General features: G+C 61.8%; 5 protein-coding genes. 3 read left to right on the top strand and 2 right to left on the bottom strand.

What is annotated here, in order from left to right:
- Window positions 1-287: 287 nt before the first annotated feature.
- Complete coding sequence (locus C3F42_RS16140; RefSeq protein WP_104444636.1) at window positions 288-18500, top strand: immunoglobulin-like domain-containing protein; 18213 nt, start codon at window positions 288-290, stop codon at window positions 18498-18500.
- A 161-nt stretch (window positions 18501-18661) separates the two neighbouring features.
- Window positions 18662-19003, top strand: a complete 342-nt coding sequence (locus C3F42_RS16145; RefSeq protein ID WP_023628881.1) for a hypothetical protein — start codon at window positions 18662-18664, stop codon at window positions 19001-19003.
- Between the two features lie 54 nt (window positions 19004-19057).
- Here the strand turns inward: C3F42_RS16145 and lapD are convergent, their stop codons facing one another.
- Entirely contained in the window at window positions 19058-21004 is a 1947-nt protein-coding gene (lapD, locus tag C3F42_RS16150) for a cyclic di-GMP receptor LapD (RefSeq protein WP_094012622.1), read from the bottom strand.
- Window positions 21005-21014: 10 nt separating this feature from the next.
- Window positions 21015-21716 (bottom strand): cysteine protease LapG, encoded by a 702-nt coding sequence (lapG, locus tag C3F42_RS16155; protein ID WP_244916739.1) that lies wholly within the window; start codon window positions 21714-21716, stop codon window positions 21015-21017.
- A 271-nt stretch (window positions 21717-21987) separates the two neighbouring features.
- On the opposite strand from lapG, the gene C3F42_RS16160 reads away from it, so the two are divergent.
- Window positions 21988-22680 carry a GntR family transcriptional regulator gene (locus C3F42_RS16160; RefSeq protein WP_023628878.1) on the top strand — a complete coding sequence of 231 codons (693 nt, stop codon included), beginning with the start codon at window positions 21988-21990 and terminating at the stop codon, window positions 22678-22680.
- Window positions 22681-22683: the final 3 nt, after the last annotated feature.

A 22683-nucleotide genomic window follows, 5' to 3' on the forward strand; every position in this document is an offset into this window, starting at 1 on the left:
AAAATGGCGAACCCTGATCTGTATGTAGGAAGCTTCCGAATAGGCAGTGCGATTAATACAAAAGAAAGGGGTTGGCTGGCCAAATATCAATGTGACATTACCTTGGCGATTGTTTAGGATGGCAGCCAGAAGGTCAATAGTTTGGCATAAACTTAATAGCCAGAAATTATAGACGTAAAATTGACGCAATTATGCGTCAAAAACATTATTGAAACATTCCATCAGTCGCCGCCTTCGAATGCCGGCCGGGCATGGAAGCCAACTGAACGGGTAGTCCGGAGAGTCCAATGAGCACTGTTGTTGCCATCGTCAAAAGCATTGTTGGCCAAGTCATCGCAGTTTCCCCAGAAGGCATCCGGCGCGTTCTGATCGAAGGCGATCGCCTGCTTGCCGGTGAACAGGTAGACACCGGCACTGGCGGCGCGGTCACTCTGGAGCTGGCCGACGGCCGTTTGCTCGACCTCGGTCGCGACACCCAGTGGAGTGCCGACGCCCCCGACAGCAGTATTGACCTGAGCCAGGCCACCGCCCAGGCGGCGCCCTCGGTCGAAGAGCTGCAGCAAGCCATTGCCGCCGGCGTCGACCCAACCACCGAACTTGAAGCCACCGCAGCCGGCCCGGCCGCGGCGGGCGGCGGTTCGGTAGGCGGCGGGCATAGCTTCGTCCTGCTTCAGGAAACCGCCGGAGTGGTCGACGCGACCATCGGCTTCCCCACCGGCCCGATAGGCTTCGGCAACGGCCTGGCGGTCGAGGAGCTGGGCGGACTGGACGGCAACGCTGCCAGCACCAACACGGCCAACGTCCCGCTCACCACCGGTCTGACCCTGAGCGCCACCCCCACGATCACCGAGGCGGGTGGCGTCATCGTCTATACCGCCACCGTCGGCCAGCCTCCGCTGACCAACCTGACCGTGACCCTGTCCAACGGCGCCGTCATCGTGATCCCGGCCGGCCAGACTACCGGCACCGTCAACGTCAATATCCCGGCCAACGACACGCCCTACATTGATGGCGGCCAGATTTCCGCGACCATCACCGGTACAAGCGGCGGCAATGGCCTGATCGTCACGCCGAGTACCACCCCGGCGGTGACCCAGGTCACCGACACCATCGACACCACAACTGCCACGCTGACCGCCAATCCAAGCGTGACCGAAGGTGGCGTGATCACCTACACCGTGACCCTGACCAACCCGGCCCAGACCCCGGTCACCGTCATCCTGTCCAATGGCCAGACCGTCACCATCGAAGCCGGCAAGTCGTCAGGCAGCGTTGATTTCCAGACCCCGGCCAATGACGTCTATAACAATGGCAGCACTGTAAGCACCACGATCACGGGGGCAACGGGCGGCAACTTCGAGAATCTGGTGGCGAACCCAGCACCAGCGGAAACGAAGATCAACGACTCCGTCGACACTACCACCGCCACCCTGACCGCGACCCCAAGTGTGACCGAAGGTGGCGTGATCACCTACACCGTGACTCTGACCAACCCGGCCCAGACTCCAGTCACCATCACCCTGTCCAACGGACAGACCGTCACCATCGACGCCGGCAAGTCGTCCGGCAGCGTTGACTTCCAGACCCCGGCCAATGACGTCTATAACAATGGCAGCACTGTAAGCACCACGATCACGGGCACAACGGGCGGCAACTTCGAGAAACTGGAGCCGAACCCGGCACCAGCGGAAACGAAGATCAACGATTCGATCGACACTACCACTGCCACCCTGACCGCGACCCCAAGCGTCACCGAAGGCGGCGTGATCACCTACACCGTGACTCTGACCAACCCGGCCCAGACTCCGGTCAGCGTCACTCTGTCCAATGGCCAGACTATTACCGTCAAAGCCGGCGAAAGCGCTGGCAGCGTCGACTTCCAGACCCCGGCCAACGATGTGTTCGTCAACGGCAGCACGGTCAGCACCAGCATCACCGGCGCCACCGGCGGCAACTTCGAAAAACTGGTGCCCGACACCACGCCAACCCAGACCGTGATCAGCGACAGCATCGACACGGTGACCGTCAGCATCGCCAGCAATGGCAACGTGACCGAGGCCGAACAGCCGACCTTTACTGTTTCAGTCAGCCAGAAGCTCGACCATGACCTGACCGTGACCCTTTCCAATGGCGCCACTGTGGTTATCGGCGCCGGCCAGACCCAGGCCACCTACAGCCTGCCGGCCCAAGGCGACGACGTATTCAAGGACGCCGGCTCCGTGACCCTCGGCGTGACCGATGCCAGCGTGACGGGCAAGACCTTCGAGAACCTGCAGTTGGGTGGCGATGCCACCGTGCAGATCACCGACACCGTCAGTGAAGTCGTAGCGACCCTCACCGCCGACAAGACCAACGTCACCGAGGGCGGCCAGATCACCTACACCGTGACCCTGACCAACGCCCAGGGCCTGTCGGTCACCGGCCACAACGGCCTGACCTTCACCCTGACCGATGGCACCAAGGTCACCATCCCGGCCGGCAGCGCCACTGGCACCATCACCATCAATGCGCCGGACGACGTATTCGTCGGCGGTCAGCCGACCATCACTAACAAACTGGAAGGCGTGACTGGTGCCGACAACTTCGAAAAACTGACCCTGGGTCAGGACGAAGTGAAAACCTCCGTCACCGACGAGCCAGGCACCGGTACTCCAGGCACCGACAACCAGGGCGACAAGGTCACCGTCACCATCGTCGGCAAAGGCGATGTGACCGAAGACCAGCAGCCTGCCTTCACCGTCAAGGTCAGCCAGAAGCTCGACCACGACCTGACCGTAACCCTGTCGAACGGCGACAAAGTCGTCATTCCAGCCGGTCAGACCGAAACCGAGTACAAAGCCAAAGCTCAAGGTGATGACGTCTTCAAGGACGGCGATACCCTGACCGTCGGCATCACCGATGCTGCCGTTGACGGCAAAGCTTTCGAAAATCTGGAGCTGGGCGGCAACGCCAGCGTTCAGATCAACGACACCATCAGCGAAGTCGTCGCGACCCTGTCTGCCGACAAAACCACCGTCAGTGAAGGCGGCCTGATCACCTACACCGTCACGCTGACCAATGCCCAGGGCCTGTCGGTCACCGGCCACAACGGCCTGACCTTCACCCTGACCGATGGCACCAAGGTCACCATCCCGGCCGGCAGCGCCAGCGGTACCTTCACCATCACCGCACCGGACGACGTGTTCGTCGGCGGCCAGCCTTCGATTGTCAACAAGATCGAATCCGTTGCCGGTGGCGGCAACTTCGAGAAACTGACCCTCGGCGACAACTCGGTCACCACGACCGTGACCGACGAGCCAGGCACCGGCACTCCAGGCACCGACAACCAGGGCGACAAAGTCACCGTCACCATCGTCGGCAAAGGCGATGTCACCGAAGATCAGCAGCCAGCCTTCACCGTCAAGGTCAGCCAGAAGCTCGACCATGACCTGACCGTCACCCTGTCCAATGGCGACAAGGTCGTGATCCCGGCCGGCCAGACCGAAGCCGAATACAAGGCCAAGGCCCAGGGCGATGACGTATTCAAGGATGGCGATACCCTCACCGTCGGCATCACCGATGCTGCCGTTGACGGCAAAGCTTTCGAAAATCTGGAGCTGGGTGGCAACGCCTCGGTTCAGATCACCGACACCATCAGCGAAGTCGTCGCAACCCTGACCGCAGACAAGACCACCGTCACCGAAGGTGGCCAGATCACCTACACCGTGACGCTGACCAATGCCCAGGGTCTGCCGGTCAACGGCCACAATGGCCTGACCTTCACCCTGAGCGATGGCACCAAGGTCACCGTACCGGCCGGCAGCGCCAGCGGCACCTTCACCATTACCGCACCGGACGACGTGTTTGTCGGTGGCCAGCCTTCGATCGTCAACAAGATCGAATCCGTTGCCGGTGGCGACAACTTCGAGAAACTGACCCTCGGCGACAACTCGGTCACCACCACCGTGACTGACGAGCCAGGTACTGGCACTCCAGGTACTGATAACCAAGGCGACAAGGTTACCGTCACCATCGTCGGCAAAGGCGATGTCGCCGAAGACCAGCAACCCGCCTTCACCGTCAAGGTCAGCCAGAAACTCGACCACGACCTGACCGTAACCCTGTCGAACGGCGACAAAGTCGTCATTCCAGCCGGTCAGACCGAAACCGAGTACAAAGCCAAGGCCCAAGGTGATGACGTCTTCAAGGACGGCGATACCCTGACCGTCGGCATCACCGATGCTGCCGTCGATGGCAAGACCTTCGAGAACCTGGAACTGGGTGGCAACGCCTCGGTGCAGATCACCGACACCATCAGCGAAGTCGTCGCGACCCTGTCTGCCGACAAAACCACCGTCAGTGAAGGCGGCCAGATCACCTACACCGTGACGCTGACCAACGCCCAAGGTCTGCCGGTCAACGGCCACAATGGCCTGACCTTCACCCTGAGCGATGGCACCAAGGTCACCGTACCGGCCGGCAGCGCCAGCGGCACCTTCACTATCAACGCTCCGGACGACGTGTTCGTCGGCGGCCAGCCTTCGATTGTCAACAAGATCGAAAGCGTCAGCGGCGCGGATAACTTCGAGAAGCTGACCCTCGGCGACAACTCGGTCACCACGACCGTGACCGACGAGCCAGGCACCGGCACTCCAGGTACCGATAACCAGGGCGACAAGGTCACCGTCACCATCGTCGGCAAAGGCGATGTGACCGAAGACCAGCAGCCTGCCTTCACCGTCAAGGTCAGCCAGAAGCTCGACCACGACCTGACCGTAACCCTGTCGAACGGCGACAAAGTCGTCATTCCAGCCGGCCAGACCGAAGCCGAGTACAAAGCCAAGACCCAAGGCGACGACGTCTTCAAAGACGGCGACACCCTCACCGTCGGCATCACCGATGCTGCCGTTGACGGCAAAGCTTTCGAAAATCTGGAGCTGGGCGGCAACGCCAGCGTTCAGATCAACGACACCATCAGCGAAGTCGTCGCGACCCTGTCTGCCGACAAAACCACCGTCAGTGAAGGCGGCCAGATCACCTACACCGTGACGCTGACCAACGCCCAAGGTCTGCCGGTCAACGGCCACAATGGCCTGACCTTCACCCTGAGCGATGGCACCAAGGTCACCGTACCGGCCGGCAGCGCCAGCGGCACCTTCACCATCACCGCACCGGACGACGTGTTCGTCGGCGGACAGCCGAGCATCGTCAACAAGATCGAATCGGTTGCCGGTGGCGACAACTTCGAGAAACTGTCCCTCGGCGACAACTCGGTCACCACGACCGTGACCGACGAGCCAGGCACCGGCACTCCAGGTACCGATAACCAGGGCGACAAGGTCACCGTCACCATCGTCGGCAAAGGCGATGTGACCGAAGACCAGCAGCCTGCCTTCACCGTCAAGGTCAGCCAGAAGCTCGACCACGACCTGACCGTAACCCTGTCGAACGGCGACAAAGTCGTCATTCCAGCCGGCCAGACCGAAGCCGAGTACAAAGCCAAAGCTCAAGGTGATGACGTCTTCAAGGACGGCGATACCCTGACCGTCGGCATCACCGATGCTGCCGTTGACGGCAAAGCTTTCGAAAATCTGGAGCTGGGCGGCAACGCCAGCGTTCAGATCAACGACACCATCAGCGAAGTCGTCGCGACCCTGTCTGCCGACAAAACCACCGTCAGTGAAGGCGGCCAGATCACCTACACCGTGACGCTGACCAACGCCCAAGGTCTGCCGGTCAACGGCCACAATGGCCTGACCTTTACCCTGAGCGATGGCACCAAGGTCACCGTACCGGCCGGCAGCGCCAGCGGCACCTTCACCATTACCGCACCGGATGACGTGTTCGTCGGTGGCCAACCGACCATCACCAACAAGCTGGAAGGCGTCACCGGCGCCGACAACTTCGAAAAACTGACCCTGGGTCAGGACGAAGTGAAAACCTCCGTCACCGACGAGCCAGGCACCGGTACTCCAGGCACCGACAACCAGGGCGACAAGGTCACCGTCACCATCGTCGGCAAAGGCGATGTCACCGAAGACCAGCAACCCGCCTTCACCGTCAAGGTCAGCCAGAAACTCGACCACGACCTGACCGTAACCCTGTCGAACGGCGACAAAGTCGTCATTCCAGCCGGTCTGACCGAAACCGAGTACAAAGCCAAGGCCCAAGGTGATGACGTCTTCAAGGACGGCGATACCCTGACCGTCGGCATCACCGATGCTGCCGTTGACGGCAAATCCTTCGAGAACCTGGAGCTGGGTGGCAACGCCTCGGTTCAAATCACCGACACCATCAGTGAAGTCGTAGCGACCCTCACCGCCGACAAGACCACTGTCACGGAAGGCGGCCAGATCACCTACACCGTGACCCTGACCAATGCCCAAGGCCTGTCGGTCACCGGCCACAATGGCCTGACCTTCACCCTGAGCGATGGCACCAAGGTCACCGTACCGGCCGGCAGCGGCAGCGGTACCTTCACCATCACCGCCCCGAGCGACGTATTCGTCGGCGGCCAGCCCTCGATCGTGAACAAGCTCGAAGGTGTCAGCGGCGCGGACAACTTCGAGAAGCTGACGCTCGGCAAGGAGACACTCACCACTACCGTCACTGATGATCCGGATACCGGCAACAAGGTATCTGTCACCATCGTCAGCAACGGCGATGTCACCGAGGACCTGCAGCCATCCTTCACCGTCAAGGTCAACCAGAAGCTGGACCAGGATCTCACTGTCACCCTGAGCAATGGTGCCAAGGTGGTGATTCCGGCTGGCCAGACCCAGGTCGAGTATAAGGCGGATGCCCAGGGCGATGACGTCTTCAAGGATGGCAGTTCGCTGACCGTCGGCATCACTGATGCAGTCGTTGATGGCAAGACCTTCGAGAACCTGCAGCTGGGTGGCGATGCCACCGTGCAGATCACCGATACCGTCAGCGAAGTCGTCGCGACCCTGACCGCCGACAAGACCACTGTGTCGGAAGGTGGCCAGATCACTTACACCGTGACCCTGACCAATGCCCAGGGCTTGTCGGTCACTGGCCATAACGGCCTGACCTTCACCCTGACCGATGGCACCAAAGTCACCATTCCGGCGGGCAGTGCCAGCGGGACCTTCACCATCACGGCCCCGGACGACGTGTTTGTCGGTGGCCAGCCGAGCATCGTCAACAAGATCGAATCGGTTGCCGGTGGCGACAAATTCGAGAAGCTGACCCTCGGCGACAACACGGTCACCACGACCGTGAACGACGAGCCAGGTACTGGCACTCCAGGCACTGATAACCAAGGCGACAAGGTCACCGTCACCATCGTCGGTAAAGGCGATGTTACCGAAGACCAGCAGCCAGCCTTCACCGTCAAGGTCAGCCAGAAGCTCGACCATGACCTGACCGTCACCCTGTCCAATGGCGACAAGGTCGTGATCCCGGCCGGCCAGACCGAAGCCGAATACAAGGCCAAGGCCCAGGGCGATGACGTATTCAAGGATGGCGATACCCTCACCGTCGGCATCACCGATGCTGCCGTTGACGGCAAAGCTTTCGAAAATCTGGAGCTGGGTGGCAACGCCTCGGTTCAGATCACCGACACCATCAGCGAAGTCGTCGCAACCCTGACCGCAGACAAGACCACCGTCACCGAAGGTGGCCAGATCACCTACACCGTGACGCTGACCAATGCCCAGGGTCTGCCGGTCAACGGCCACAATGGCCTGACCTTCACCCTGAGCGATGGCACCAAGGTCACCATTGCGGCCGGCAGCGCCAGCGGCACCTTCACCATCACCGCTCCGGACGACGTGTTTGTCGGCGGCCAGCCTTCGATCGTCAACAAGCTCGAAAGCGTCAGCGGCGGGGATAACTTCGAGCAGCTCACGCTCGGCAAGGACACCCTCACCACGACCGTGACCGATGAGCCAGGTACTGGCACTCCAGGCACTGGCAACGAAGGCGACAAGGTTTCCGTGACCATCGATGGCAACGGCGCGGTCACCGAAGACCAGCAACCAAGTTTCACCGTCAAGGTTAGCCTGAAACTCGGTCAGGACCTGACCGTAACCCTGAGCAACGGCGATAAAGTGGTTATCCCAGCGGGTCAAACCCAGGTTGAGTACAAGGCTACCGCCCAAGGCGATGACGTCTTCAAGGATGGCGACACCCTCACCGTCGGCATTTCCGATGCGTCGGTCACCGGCAAGACCTTCGAGAACCTCGAGCTCGGTGGTAACGCCTCGGTGCAGATCACCGACACCATCAGCGAAGTCGTAGCGACCCTCACCGCCGACAAGACCAACGTCACCGAGGGCGGCCAGATCACCTACACCGTGACCCTGACCAACGCCCAAGGCCTGTCGGTCACCGGCCACAACGGCCTGACCTTCACCCTGAGCGATGGCACCAAGGTCACCATCCCGGCCGGCAGCGCCACTGGCACCATCACCATCAATGCGCCGGACGACGTATTCGTCGGCGGTCAGCCGACCATCACTAACAAACTGGAAGGCGTGACTGGTGCCGACAACTTCGAAAAACTGACCCTGGGTCAGGACGAAGTGAAAACCTCCGTCACCGACGAGCCAGGCACCGGTACTCCAGGCACCGACAACCAGGGCGACAAGGTCACCGTCACCATCGTCGGCAAAGGCGATGTGACCGAAGACCAGCAGCCTGCCTTCACCGTCAAGGTCAGCCAGAAGCTCGACCACGACCTGACCGTAACCCTGTCGAACGGCGACAAAGTCGTCATTCCAGCCGGTCAGACCGAAACCGAGTACAAAGCCAAAGCTCAAGGTGATGACGTCTTCAAGGACGGCGATACCCTGACCGTCGGCATCACCGATGCTGCCGTTGACGGCAAAGCTTTCGAAAATCTGGAGCTGGGCGGCAACGCCAGCGTTCAGATCAACGACACCATCAGCGAAGTCGTCGCGACCCTGTCTGCCGACAAAACCACCGTCAGTGAAGGCGGCCAGATCACCTACACCGTCACCCTGACCAATGCCCAAGGTCTGCCGGTCAACGGCCACAATGGCCTGACCTTCACCCTGAGCGATGGCACTAAGGTCACCGTACCGGCCGGCAGCGCCAGCGGCACCTTCACCATCAATGCGCCGGACGACGTATTCGTCGGCGGTCAGCCGACCATCACTAACAAACTGGAAGGCGTGACTGGTGCCGACAACTTCGAAAAACTGACCCTGGGTCAGGACGAAGTGAAAACCTCCGTCACCGACGAGCCAGGCACCGGTACTCCAGGCACCGACAACCAGGGCGACAAGGTCACCGTCACCATCGTCGGCAAAGGCGATGTGACCGAAGACCAGCAGCCTGCCTTCACCGTCAAGGTCAGCCAGAAGCTCGACCACGACCTGACCGTAACCCTGTCGAACGGCGACAAAGTCGTCATTCCAGCCGGCCAGACCGAAACCGAGTACAAAGCCAAAGCTCAAGGTGATGACGTCTTCAAGGACGGCGATACCCTGACCGTCGGCATCACCGATGCTGCCGTTGACGGCAAAGCTTTCGAAAATCTGGAGCTGGGCGGCAACGCCAGCGTTCAGATCAACGACACCATCAGCGAAGTCGTCGCGACCCTGTCTGCCGACAAAACCACCGTCAGTGAAGGCGGCCAGATCACCTACACCGTCACCCTGACCAACGCCCAGGGCCTGCCGGTCAACGGCCACAATGGCCTGACCTTCACCCTGACCGATGGCACCAAGGTCACCATCCCGGCCGGCAGCGCCAGCGGTACCTTCACCATCACCGCACCGGACGACGTGTTCGTCGGCGGCCAGCCTTCGATTGTCAACAAGATCGAATCCGTTGCCGGTGGCGGCAACTTCGAGAAACTGACCCTCGGCGACAACTCGGTCACCACCACCGTGACTGACGAGCCAGGTACTGGCACTCCAGGTACTGATAACCAAGGCGACAAGGTTACCGTCACCATCGTCGGCAAAGGCGATGTCGCCGAAGACCAGCAACCCGCCTTCACCGTCAAGGTCAGCCAGAAACTCGACCACGACCTGACCGTAACCCTGTCGAACGGCGACAAAGTCGTCATTCCAGCCGGCCAGACCGAAGCCGAGTACAAAGCCAAAGCTCAAGGTGATGACGTCTTCAAGGACGGCGATACCCTGACCGTCGGCATCACCGATGCTGCCGTTGACGGCAAAGCTTTCGAAAATCTGGAGCTGGGCGGCAACGCCAGCGTTCAGATCAACGACACCATCAGCGAAGTCGTCGCGACCCTGTCTGCCGACAAAACCACCGTCAGTGAAGGCGGCCAGATCACCTACACCGTCACCCTGACCAATGCCCAAGGTCTGCCGGTCAACGGCCACAATGGCCTGACCTTCACCCTGAGCGATGGCACCAAGGTCACCGTACCGGCCGGCAGCGCCAGCGGCACCTTCACCATTACCGCACCGGACGACGTGTTTGTCGGTGGCCAGCCTTCGATCGTCAACAAGATCGAATCCGTTGCCGGTGGCGACAACTTCGAGAAACTGACCCTCGGCGACAACTCGGTCACCACCACCGTGACTGACGAGCCAGGTACTGGCACTCCAGGTACTGATAACCAAGGCGACAAGGTTACCGTCACCATCGTCGGCAAAGGCGATGTCGCCGAAGACCAGCAACCCGCCTTCACCGTCAAGGTCAGCCAGAAACTCGACCACGACCTGACCGTAACCCTGTCGAACGGCGACAAAGTCGTCATTCCAGCCGGTCAGACCGAAACCGAGTACAAAGCCAAGGCCCAAGGTGATGACGTCTTCAAGGACGGCGATACCCTGACCGTCGGCATCACCGATGCTGCCGTCGATGGCAAGACCTTCGAGAACCTGGAACTGGGTGGCAACGCCTCGGTGCAGATCACCGACACCATCAGCGAAGTCGTCGCGACCCTGTCTGCCGACAAAACCACCGTCAGTGAAGGCGGCCAGATCACCTACACCGTGACGCTGACCAACGCCCAAGGTCTGCCGGTCAACGGCCACAATGGCCTGACCTTCACCCTGAGCGATGGCACCAAGGTCACCGTACCGGCCGGCAGCGCCAGCGGCACCTTCACTATCAACGCTCCGGACGACGTGTTCGTCGGCGGCCAGCCTTCGATTGTCAACAAGATCGAAAGCGTCAGCGGCGCGGATAACTTCGAGAAGCTGACCCTCGGCGACAACTCGGTCACCACGACCGTGACCGACGAGCCAGGCACCGGCACTCCAGGTACCGATAACCAGGGCGACAAGGTCACCGTCACCATCGTCGGCAAAGGCGATGTGACCGAAGACCAGCAGCCTGCCTTCACCGTCAAGGTCAGCCAGAAGCTCGACCACGACCTGACCGTAACCCTGTCGAACGGCGACAAAGTCGTCATTCCAGCCGGCCAGACCGAAGCCGAGTACAAAGCCAAGACCCAAGGCGACGACGTCTTCAAAGACGGCGACACCCTCACCGTCGGCATCACCGATGCTGCCGTTGACGGCAAAGCTTTCGAAAGTCTGGAGCTGGGCGGCAACGCCAGCGTTCAGATCAACGACACCATCAGCGAAGTCGTCGCGACCCTGTCTGCCGACAAAACCACCGTCAGTGAAGGCGGCCAGATCACCTACACCGTGACGCTGACCAACGCCCAAGGTCTGCCGGTCAACGGCCACAATGGCCTGACCTTCACGCTGACTGACGGCACCAAAGTCACCATTCCGGCCGGCAGTGCCAGCGGCACCTTCACTATCAACGCTCCGGACGACGTGTTCGTCGGCGGCCAGCCAAGCATCGTCAACAAGATCGAAAGCGTCAGCGGCGCGGATAACTTCGAGAAGCTGACCCTCGGCGACAACTCGGTCACCACGAACGTGACCGACGAGCCAGGCACCGGCACTCCAGGTACCGATAACCAAGGCGACAAGGTCACCGTCACCATCGTCGGCAACGGCAATGTCACTGAAGACCAGCAGCCGTCGTTCACCGTCAAGGTCAGCCAGAAACTGGCGCAGGACCTGACCGTGACTCTGAGCAACGGCGACAAGGTGGTGATCCCGGCCGGTCAAACCCAGACCGAGTACAAGGCTGCCGCCCAGGGCGACGATGTGTTCAAGGATGGCAGCTCGCTGACCGTCGGCATCACCGATGCCGCAGTCACCGGCAAGACCTTCGAAAACCTGGAGCTCGGTGGCAACGCCACTGTGCAGATCACCGATACCATCAACGAAGTCGTCGCGACCCTGACCGCCGACAAGAGCACTGTGTCCGAAGGTGGCCAGATCACCTACACCGTGACGCTGACCAACGCCCAAGGTCTGCCGGTCAACGGCCACAATGGCCTGACCTTCACCCTGAGCGATGGCACCAAAGTCACCATCCCGGCCGGCAACGCTACCGGCACTGCCACCATCAATGCACCGGACGATGTGTTCGTCGGCGGCCAGGCGACCATCAGCAACAAACTGGTGACCGTCAGCGGTGCCGACAACTTCGAGAAACTGACCCTCGGCCAAGGTGAGGTGCAGACCTCCGTGACCGACGAGCCGGGCACTGGAACCCCGGGCACCGACAACCAGGGCGACAAGGTGTCCGTCACCATCGTCGGCAATGGCAATGTCACCGAGGACCAGCAGCCCTCGTTCACCGTCAAGGTCAGCCAGAAGCTTGGATACGACCTGACTGTCACCCTGTCCAACGGCGACAAGGTGGTGATCCCGGCCGGTCAGACCCAGACCGAGTATAAGGCCGCAGCCCAGGGCGACGACGTGTTCAAGGACGGCAGTTCACTGACCGTCGGCATCACCGATGCCACGGTTCCGGGCCATACCTTCGAGAACCTGGAACTGGGTGGCAATGCCACCGTGCAGATCACCGACACCATCAGTGAAGTGGTCGCCACGCTGTCCGCCGACAAGACCACTGTGTCCGAAGGTGGCCAGGTCACCTACACTGTGACCCTGACCAATGCCCAGGGCCTGTCGGTCACCGGCCACAACGGCCTGACCTTCACCCTCACCGACGGCACCAAGGTCACCATCCCGGCCGGCAGCGCCACTGGCACCGCCACCATCAACGCGCCGGACGACGTGTTCGTCGGTGGTCAGCCGACCATCAGCAACAAGATCATCGGCGTCACCGGCGCGGACAACTTCGAGAAGCTGACCCTGGGTCAGAACGAAGTGAAGACCTCCGTCACCGACGAGCCAGGTTCGGGCACGCCCGGCACCGGTAACCAGGGTGACAAGGTCTCGGTCACCATTGTCGGCAACGGAGATGTCAACGAAGCCCAGCAGCCATCGTTCACCGTCAAGGTCAGCCAGAAGCTCGACCAGGACCTGACCGTCACCCTGAGCAATGGCGCCAAGGTAGTGATCCCTGCTGGCCAGACCCAGGTCGAGTACAAGGCGCCGATCCAGGGCGACGACGTGTTCAAGGACGGCGGCCCGCTCACCGTTGGCATCAGCGATGCCAGCGTAGTCGGCAAGACGTTCGAGAACCTCGAGCTTGGCGGCAATGCTACCGTGCAGATCAACGACACCATCAGTGAAGTGGTTGCCACGCTGTCTGCCGACAAGACCACCGTCACCGAGGGCGGCCAGGTCACCTACACCGTAACCCTGACCAACGCCCAGGGCCTGTCGGTCACCGGCCACAACGGCCTGACCTTCACCCTGTCCGATGGCACCAAGGTCACCATCCCGGCCGGCAGCGCCACTGGCACCGCCACCATCAACGCGCCGGACGACGTATTCATCGGTGGCCAGGCCACCATCAGCAACAAGATCACCGGTGTCACCGGCGCGGACAACTTCGAGAAGCTGACCCTGGGTCAGAACGAAGTGAAGACCTCCGTCACCGACGAACCGGGCTCTGGTACTCCAGGTACCGGTAACCAGGGTGACAAGGTCTCGGTCACCATCGTCGGCAACGGAGATGTCAACGAAGCCCAGCAGCCATCGTTCACCGTCAAGGTCAGCCAGAAGCTCGACCAGGACCTGACCGTCACCCTGAGCAATGGCGCCAAGGTAGTGATCCCTGCTGGCCAGACCCAGGTCGAGTACAAGGCGCCGATCCAGGGCGACGACGTGTTCAAGGACGGCGGCCCGCTCACCGTTGGCATCAGCGATGCCAGCGTGGTCGGCAAGACGTTCGAGAACCTCGAGCTTGGCGGCAATGCTACCGTGCAGATCAACGACACCATCAGTGAAGTCGTGGCCACCTTGTCCGCCGACAAGACCACCGTGTCCGAAGGTGGCCAGATCACCTACACCGTGACCCTGACCAACGCCCAAGGCCTGTCGGTAGTCGGCCACAACGGCCTGACCGTCACCCTCAACGACGGCACCAAGGTCACCATCCCGGCCGGCAGCGCCACTGGCACCGCCACCATCAACGCGCCGGACGACGTGTTCGTCGGTGGTCAGCCGACCATCAGCAACAAGATCACCGGCGTCACCGGCGCGGACAACTTCGAGAAGCTGACCCTGGGTCAGAACGAAGTGAAGACCTCCGTCACCGACGAGCCAGGTTCGGGCACACCCGGCACCGGCAACCAGGGTGACAAGGTTTCGGTCACCATCGTCGGCAACGGCAACGTCACCGAAGACCAGCAGCCAAGCTTCACCGTCAAGGTCAGCCAGAAACTGGCGCAGGACCTGACCGTGACCCTGAGCAACGGTGCCAAGGTAATCATTCCGGCCGGCCAGACCCAGGTCGAGTACAAGGCTGCAGCTCAAGGCGACGACGTGTTCAAGGACGGCAGCTCGCTGACCGTCGGCATCACCGATGCCGCAGTCACCGGCAAGACCTTCGAGAACCTCGAGCTGGGTGGCAACGCCACCGTGCAGATCACCGACACCATCAGTGAAGTGGTTGCCACCCTGTCTGCCGACAAGACCACCGTCAGCGAAGGCGGCCAGGTCACCTACACCGTGACCCTGACCAATACCCAAGGCCTGTCGGTAGTCGGCCACAACGGCCTGACCTTCACCCTCACCGACGGCACCAAGGTCACCATTCCGGGCGGCAGCGCCAGCGGCACCTTCACCATCACCGCCAAGGACGACCCGTACCTCGGTGGCCAACCGAACATCGTCAACAAGATCGAGTCGGTCGCCGGTGGCGACAACTTCGAGAAGCTGACCCTGGGCAGCAACACCGTCACCACCAGCGTCACCGACGAGCCGAGCGGCCAGGGCGACCTCACCACCGTCGGCATCAGCGGCGACACCTCGGTGACCGAAGGCGACACCGCCCACTACAACCTGACCCTGAGCAACCCGTCGAAGTCCGAGGTGACCATCACCCTGACCTACAGCGGCACCGCCACCGACGGCCAGGACTTCACCGGTGTGGTCACCGTGAAGATCCCGGCCGGCAGCAGCGGCACCAGCTTCGACATCAAGACCATCGACGACAAGCTGGTCGAGGGCTCGGAGAACTTCACGGTCAAGATCAGCGGCGCCACGGGCGGCGGCTTCGAGAACCTGCAGGTCGACTCGAGCAAGTCCAGCGTCACAACCACCATCATCGACAACGACCACGCGCCGGTGTCGACCGGTGGTGCGGTGACCGGCAGCGAAGACACCGACTACGTGTTCAAGTGGGGCGACTTCAACGTCAGCGACGCCGATGGCAACACCGGCCTGTCGGTGACCATCAGCAAGCTGCCGGACCTGGGCAGCCTGAAGTTCTTCAACGGCACCTCGTGGGTGGATGTCTCGCTCAACCAGAACATCAGCCAGGCCGACATCGCCGCCGGCAAGCTCAAGTTCGTGCCGCTGGCCAACCAGTCGGGCGTCGACGGCTATGGCGGCAGCGGCGTGGGCAACAAGCAAGCCGACTATGCGCAGATCAAGTACAAGCCCAACGACGGCACCAACGCCGGCGGCGAAGTGACCCTGAAGGTCGATATAGCCCCGGTGGCCGACAAGCCGGACTTGAACATCGGCAACAACAACGTCAACTCGATCGGCCTGCTCAAGGAAACCTGGAACAGCCTCACCGGCCTGGGTAGCAACGGCAACGGCATTACCGGCGATGCACTGAAGAACGTCTTCGCCAACTCTGGCAATGCCAGCAAGAGCGAAACCGTCACTGGTGTCGACACGGTCGCCACCGTGACGCCTGGTACAGGGTCGAAGACCTCCGGCCTGATCTACCTGGAAGCCGGCAAGACTTATTCGTTCAGCGGCACCGCCGACGATAGTCTGCAGATCGTCGTCGGTGGCAAGAACGTCGCCAGCGGCACCTGGGGCTCGGCCAGCGGCGCCATTTCCGGCAGCTTCACCCCGACCACCAGCGGCTACTACACTCTGGAGATCTACAACGCCAACCAGGCCGGCCCCGGCAGCCTGGACGTCAACATCAAGGTGGGCAACGGCGCGGTCACCGACCTCAACAGCTCGAACATCCCGATGTACCCGAGCGTCAAGGACCTGACCAACGCCGGCGTGACCGTTGGCGACCTGCACGGCAGCAACAACCAGGGCTACTACGACGGCTACAAGCTCAACGAAGGCAGCGAGAACGGTGCCCCGGTCAAGCTGGTGGGCATCAGCACCAACCTCACCGACACCGACGGCTCCGAGTCCCTGAGCGTCAAGCTCAGCGGCATCCCGGCAGGCTCGGTGCTGGCCGATAACGCCGGCCATACCTTCACCGTCGGCAAGGACGCGGTGGACGTCACCGGCTGGAACCTGGGTAGCCTGACCATCAAGCCGCCGGCTTACTACCAAGGCCAGTTCGACGTGAAGGTCAGCTCGACCTCCACCGAGAGCGTCGGCGGCAGCACGGCGACCAGCGAAGGCACCGTCAAGGTCACCGTCTACCCGCAGTCCTACACCACCAGCAACCTGTCCTCGGACAGCGACAACATCACCGGCACCGACGGCAACGATGTGGTGGTTGCCGACGTCACCGGCCTGCACGTGGTGCCGGGCCAGGACTACAACCTCGCCTTCATCGTCGATACCTCGGGCAGCATGGGTTCATCCGGCGTGGATGCGGCGAAAAAGTCTCTGGAATCGGTGTTCAAGACCCTGGCCGCCAGCGTCAAGGGCGACCAGTCGGGTACCGTGAACATCCTCCTGGTGGACTTCGCCACCCAGGTCAAGAGCAGCGTTGCGGTGACCCTGAACGATGCCGGCCTGCAGCAGCTGCTCAACGCCCTGAACAATCTGCGGGCAGATGGCGGCACCAACTACGAAGACGCCTTCAAGACCACCGCCAACTGGTTCCAGAACCTCAAGGATGGTGGCAATACCGGCAGCAACCAGACGTTCTTCATCACCGATGGCAAGCCGACCTACTACCAGACCAACGAGAACTCCAACCCGACCCTGGGCACCTCTGGCATCACCCTGGACACCTTCCTGGCTTCGATCAACTACAAGCCGGGCATGGCGTACAACGGCTACATCGACAGCAGCAACACCAACTACGTCAGCATCGACAACGCCGGCAACCTGCAGGTGCAGTACTACCGCAACGGTTGGAAATACGGCGTATCGGGCGAGCTGCACGCGGAAGGTAACGGCACTTACGAGCTGTCTTCACGGGGTGGTCTGGGCTACGACACCAACACCGCCACCACGAGCAACTCGCAGGACAGCTTCAAGTTGCTCTCGGGCCTGTCCGAGGTCGAGGCCATCGGCCTCAACAACGGCGTCAACACCAACGACCTGAAACCGTACGACACCGACGGCAAGCCGCAGACCAACATTGACCCGAGCAAGCTGGCCGAGGCCATCCTAGGTCATACCGAAGTCACACAGCCGGGCAACGATACAGTCAGCGGTGGCGACGGCAACGACATCATCTTCGGCGACCTGATGGTCTTCGACGGTGTTGCCGGCACCGGTGTCGAGGCGATCCGCGGCTATGTCGCCGACAAGCTCGGCGTAGACGCGGGCAGCGTGGACGCGCGGGCGATGCACAAGTACATCACCGAGAACTATGCCGAGTTCGATGTCTCGCGCAGCAACGACGGTGCCGATACCTTGCTGGGCGGCAACGGCAACGACATCATCTTCGGCCAGGGTGGCAATGACTACATCGACGGCGGCAAGGGTAACGACATCCTGCTCGGCGGCACCGGCAATGACACCCTGCTCGGCGGTGAAGGCAACGACATGCTGTTTGGCGGTGCTGGCAATGACATTCTCATTGGCGGCAAGGGCGATGACATCATGACCGGTGGCAGTGGTGCCGACACCTTCGTGTGGAAGGCCGGCGACCTGGGCAACGACGTGATCAAGGACTTCAAGGCAAGCGAAGGCGACCGCCTCGACCTGAGAGATCTGCTGCAGGGCGAAAAGGCCAGCACCATCGACAACTTCCTGAAGATCACCACTGTGGGAGGCGAGTCGACCCTGCAGGTTAGTACCGAAGGCAAGCTCAACGCCGCCGGTGGCCTGGCCAACGCCGATGTGAGCATCAAGCTCGAAGGGGTCAACTGGTCCAACACCACGATCAACTCGTTGATCAGCGGTGCCGACCCGACCATCAAGATCGACAACTCCAACAGCTGAGTTCCCTCCCCCTGCGGCAGCCGGCAACGGCCGCCGCGTCGGGGCGGGCTTTCCCCGCCAACGCTTCACGCGCATACTCGTGCACCGGGCCTACACGCCCGGTGAACTTTGCCTATGCTGCTGACTACCAACAAGGAATCATCGTGACGAGGGACGCCGCCATGTTCTACGTGCAACGCGACGCTGACGGCCGTTTGCTGCGAGTGGAAGCCGCCGGGTTTGATGGATTTACGGACATGGTCCCCGCCGACAGTGCCGAGATCCAGGAATGGTTCGCCGACGATGTCGTTGAGAACAGCCTCAGGCAGCTCAAGCAGAGCGATCTGGACATGATCCGGGTGCTGGAGGACCTGATCGAGGTGCTGACTGCCAAAGGCGTGTTCAGCATCACCGACCTGCCGCCCGGCGCCCAGGCCAAGTTGCTCAACCGCTCCACCGCGCGCAAGGCGCTGGGTAGCCTGAACAACCTGATAGAGGAAGACGAGGAAGGCGGGTTGATCTGACCAAGCTGGCGGCGTATTGCAGTGCGAGTTGCCTCGCACTGATGACACGGCTGGTCAACGCCAGGGGGCCGGCCCACCAACCAGTTGGCCCTGGATGCCCTGCACACCCATGTCCCGCAGCACCTTCAACTCCCCCTCGGTCTCCACCCGCTCAGCGATCAGCGGCAGGTCGATACTGTGTGCCGCCCGCTGGATAGCTTCGATGAAGAGGCGCTTGTGGCGTTCCTGGTCAATGTTGCGGATATAGCCACCATCGATTTTCAAGTAGGCCAGCCCCAAGTGAGCCAGGTTTCCGATCATGCTGAAGCGCCCACCGAAACGCTGCAGCGCCAGGCTGAAGCCCAATGTTCGCAGGCGCCGGGTCAGGAGCTCCAGCACCGACTGCTCGGGCAGCTGCTCCTCGCCGATCTCGAAAGTCAGCCGCGGTCCCAGTGCACTGTGCTGCCCCAACAGGTCATAGATCCGCTGCAGCGCCTTGGGATCGGCCAGTGTCGCAGCCGACAAGTTCAGTGCCAACGCTTCGCCATGCCCGTGCAGGTGCTTGAGCACCTTTTCCAGCACCAGCAAGTCCAGCCGTGGCATCCAGCCGAAGCGCTCCAGCCAAGGTAGGAAACGGCCGGCCGCCAGGGCTTCGCCCACTTCGTCGTGCAAGCGCGAGATGACCTTGTAATGCAGCACTCGCTCGGGCGCCCGGGCATCGACGACGGGCTGGAAGAACAGCTCGAACTGCCCTTGGCCCAGCGCCTGGTCCAGGCGCGTATGCCAGACATGGTGGCTGTCGGCGGCTTGGTCTGCGGCGCCCTGTTCCAGGCATACCCAACCCGGTGCGGGCTGACTCTCGGCGCGGGCCAGAGCTTCGTCGGCGAGCTTGAGGAGCCCTTGCGGCGCATCACCTGGACTGAAGGGGGCAAGGCCAATGCAGGCCACCGGGTCAACATCGCTGGCTCCGGTCTCGTGCAGGCTCTGCAAGGTGCCTTCCAGGGCTTGCGCCAGTTGGATTGCCTCATCATGAACCATGCCCGGCGCCAATACCGCGAACTCGCCGCCACGGCTGCGCGTGATCAGGTCGTTTGTCTCGGGGTAGTTCGCACAGGTGCGAAGCAATTGCTCCCCCACCGCCTGCAGTAATTGGTCGGTACGCTGACCACCCAGCCGGGCATTGAGCCCGGCCAGGTCCTGAACCCGCAGCAACAGCAGGTAGCCGCTCCGGGCCTCCTCCAAGTTGCTGACCCGGGCATTGAGCTGCATTTCGAAGTAACGGCGGTTGGCCAGGCCGGTGAGGCTGTCCTGGTAGGACTCCGCACGCAGCTTCTCGCTGCGCTCGGCCTGCTCGGTGAACAGAGCCTTGAGTTTCTCGACCATCTGGTTCATGGCCTGTACCACTCGGCGCAGTTCGGGGGTGCGTGGCAGCTCGGGCAGACTGAGGAACTCACGACGGGCGATGGCGTGGGACTGCGCCACCATATAGTCGAGCGGACGCAACTGGCGGCGCAGCAGCAGCGCCCCGAGCACCGCGCTCACGGCGCCGCACAGCAGCAGCCATCCAAGGCTGCCCAAGGCGCTCTGCCAGAGCTTGGCCAAGGCGAACATCGGGTGGCTTATCACCTCTACCCGCGCCGCCTGCTGCCAGCCCCGGCTGACGAGGGCATCGCCACCGGCTGGCTCCAGGCCGATGAGCTGGATGAACCAGCCCGGCACGCCGCCGGTGTCGGGCTCTGCGTGACGCTCGACCAGCACGGCATTGGAGTCCAGGTCGATAACCTTGATACTCGAGTAGTAGCCACTGTCGAAAATCGAGCTGACCATCAGCTCGACCATCGCCGGGTCATCGATATTCGGCGTCAGCGACAACGCCAACGCGGTCGCGGCATCCTGGGCATGAGAACGCAGTTGGTTGACATACTGGCTGCGCGAGCTCTCCAGGCTGACCATGAAACTGCCACTGAAGGCGATCACCAGGAACAGGCAAATGGCTAGCAGCAATTGTTTGAACAGTGACATCTGTGCTCCTTCAGTAAACCGGTTCGGCCGGGAACCCTTCGGCCTGCATTTTCTTCAGCAAGTCCTGCCAACGCGACAGGCGCTTGGTGTCGCCGACCTTCCTGTTGCCGCCTGCGCCGGTCAGCCACAAGCCTTCACCGTTGAAGGCGTACACCGGCAGCAGGTCAGTGCGCTGGCTGGCCGGCTTGATCGCGTCCATCAGGCTGTCGAGCACCAGCGGCTGCGCCTGTGGGCTTGAATAATAGGTCAGGACCATGTGCGCACGATTCTGGCGCAGGGCTTTGACGTAAGTGATGCGCAGCTTCTCCGCCGGAATGCCGATACGCCGCAGGCTGAAGTACTTGGCGATGGCGTAGTCCTCGCAGTCGCCCGCTCCTTTGATCAGCGATTGGACCGGCGTGGCCCAGTAGTCAACCTCGTGCCATAGGTCTATGTCCTCGACGTAGCGCAACTGCTTGTTGAAGAACAGATTGACCACTTGCAACTGCTCCATCTCGCTGCCCTGCTTCTGTGTCGACAGCAGGTTCTGCCAGGCATCGATACGCCCCTGGCCCGGGCCTAATGGGCCATAGAGCGCCTGGGCACGGCGGCTGATCTGCGAGAAGTCCCAATCCGCCTGCGTGACGCCCAGCCACAAGCAGCCGAGCAGCACGGCAAGGCCGAGCCGGCGAACGATCGCGTTGAGAGGCCAAGGTATCGCCACTGCGAACACCTGTTCAGATCAGTCGAAAGCAGCGATGGTGCGGGCTGGCGCGAGAAAAGACAATGGCGCCGGCTGCCAGTGCTGCCAACTGTCGGCAAAGCCGCTTCGTACAAGGGCTGGCGACCTTGACCATCTTCCCAATGCCGGCAACTTGCTTCACGATAGCCGCGTTTCGTGAGTGCGCCACGGCGCAACTGCCTGATCAATCCGTTTGACAAGCGCCCCCTTCCCTCACTAGGGTTATTGGATCCAATTTTCATGTTGCCGAGGCGAACCCCGCGTGGCTGAGAAACCCAAACTCCTGAGCACCGTGCTAGGCAGCGAGCAGGTACCGCCGCACCTGGCGCGCGGTGTCATCGAAGAGCGTCTGCGCAGTGCCATCCTCGACGGCCGACTGCCACCGGGGACCGCGGTGCGCCAGCAAGAGCTGGCGACCCTGTTTGGCGTCAGCCGCATGCCCGTGCGCGAGGCGCTACGCCAATTGGAGGCCCAGTCCCTGCTACAGGTGGTGATGCACAAAGGCGCCGTGGTGGCACCGCTGATCGGCGAGGACGCCGTCGATACCTACGCCCTGCGCGTACTGCTCGAGACTGAGGCACTGCGCCAGTCAATCCCCTCGCTCGACGCTGACGACATCGCCCAGGCCAGATCGTATATCCGCCAACTGGAGAACGAGACCCGCCACGCTGAAATCGGCAGGCTCAACCGTCTGTTCCACATGGCCCTCTATAGCAAGGCAAAGAACCAGAAACTGCTGCGCATGATCGAGATCGAGCTCAACGAGGAGGAACGCTTCCTGCGCTTCCATCTGTCCTCGATGGGGCTGGGCAAGCTCACCCAGGACGACCACATCGCGTTGGTCGACGCTGCCAGCGACAAACTGGTTGACGAAGCCATCAAGCTCCTGGAAGAGCACCTGAACCACGCCGCGCGAACCATCAGGAACTACCTCGACAAGCAATCGGGCAACTGATTC

Origin of the sequence: Pseudomonas sp. PONIH3, assembly GCF_002934345.1 — a bacterium.
GTDB lineage: Bacteria > Pseudomonadota > Gammaproteobacteria > Pseudomonadales > Pseudomonadaceae > Aquipseudomonas > Aquipseudomonas soli.

Excerpts from the sequence above, each read along its gene's own strand:
- C3F42_RS16140 (WP_104444636.1), top strand. The coding sequence starts at position 288 with ATGAGCACTGTTGTTGCCATCGTCAAAAGCATTGTTGGCCAAGTCATC.
- C3F42_RS16145 (WP_023628881.1), top strand. The coding sequence starts at position 18,662 with ATGTTCTACGTGCAACGCGACGCTGACGGCCGTTTGCTGCGAGTGGAA.
- lapD (WP_094012622.1), bottom strand. The coding sequence starts at position 21,004 with ATGTCACTGTTCAAACAATTGCTGCTAGCCATTTGCCTGTTCCTGGTG.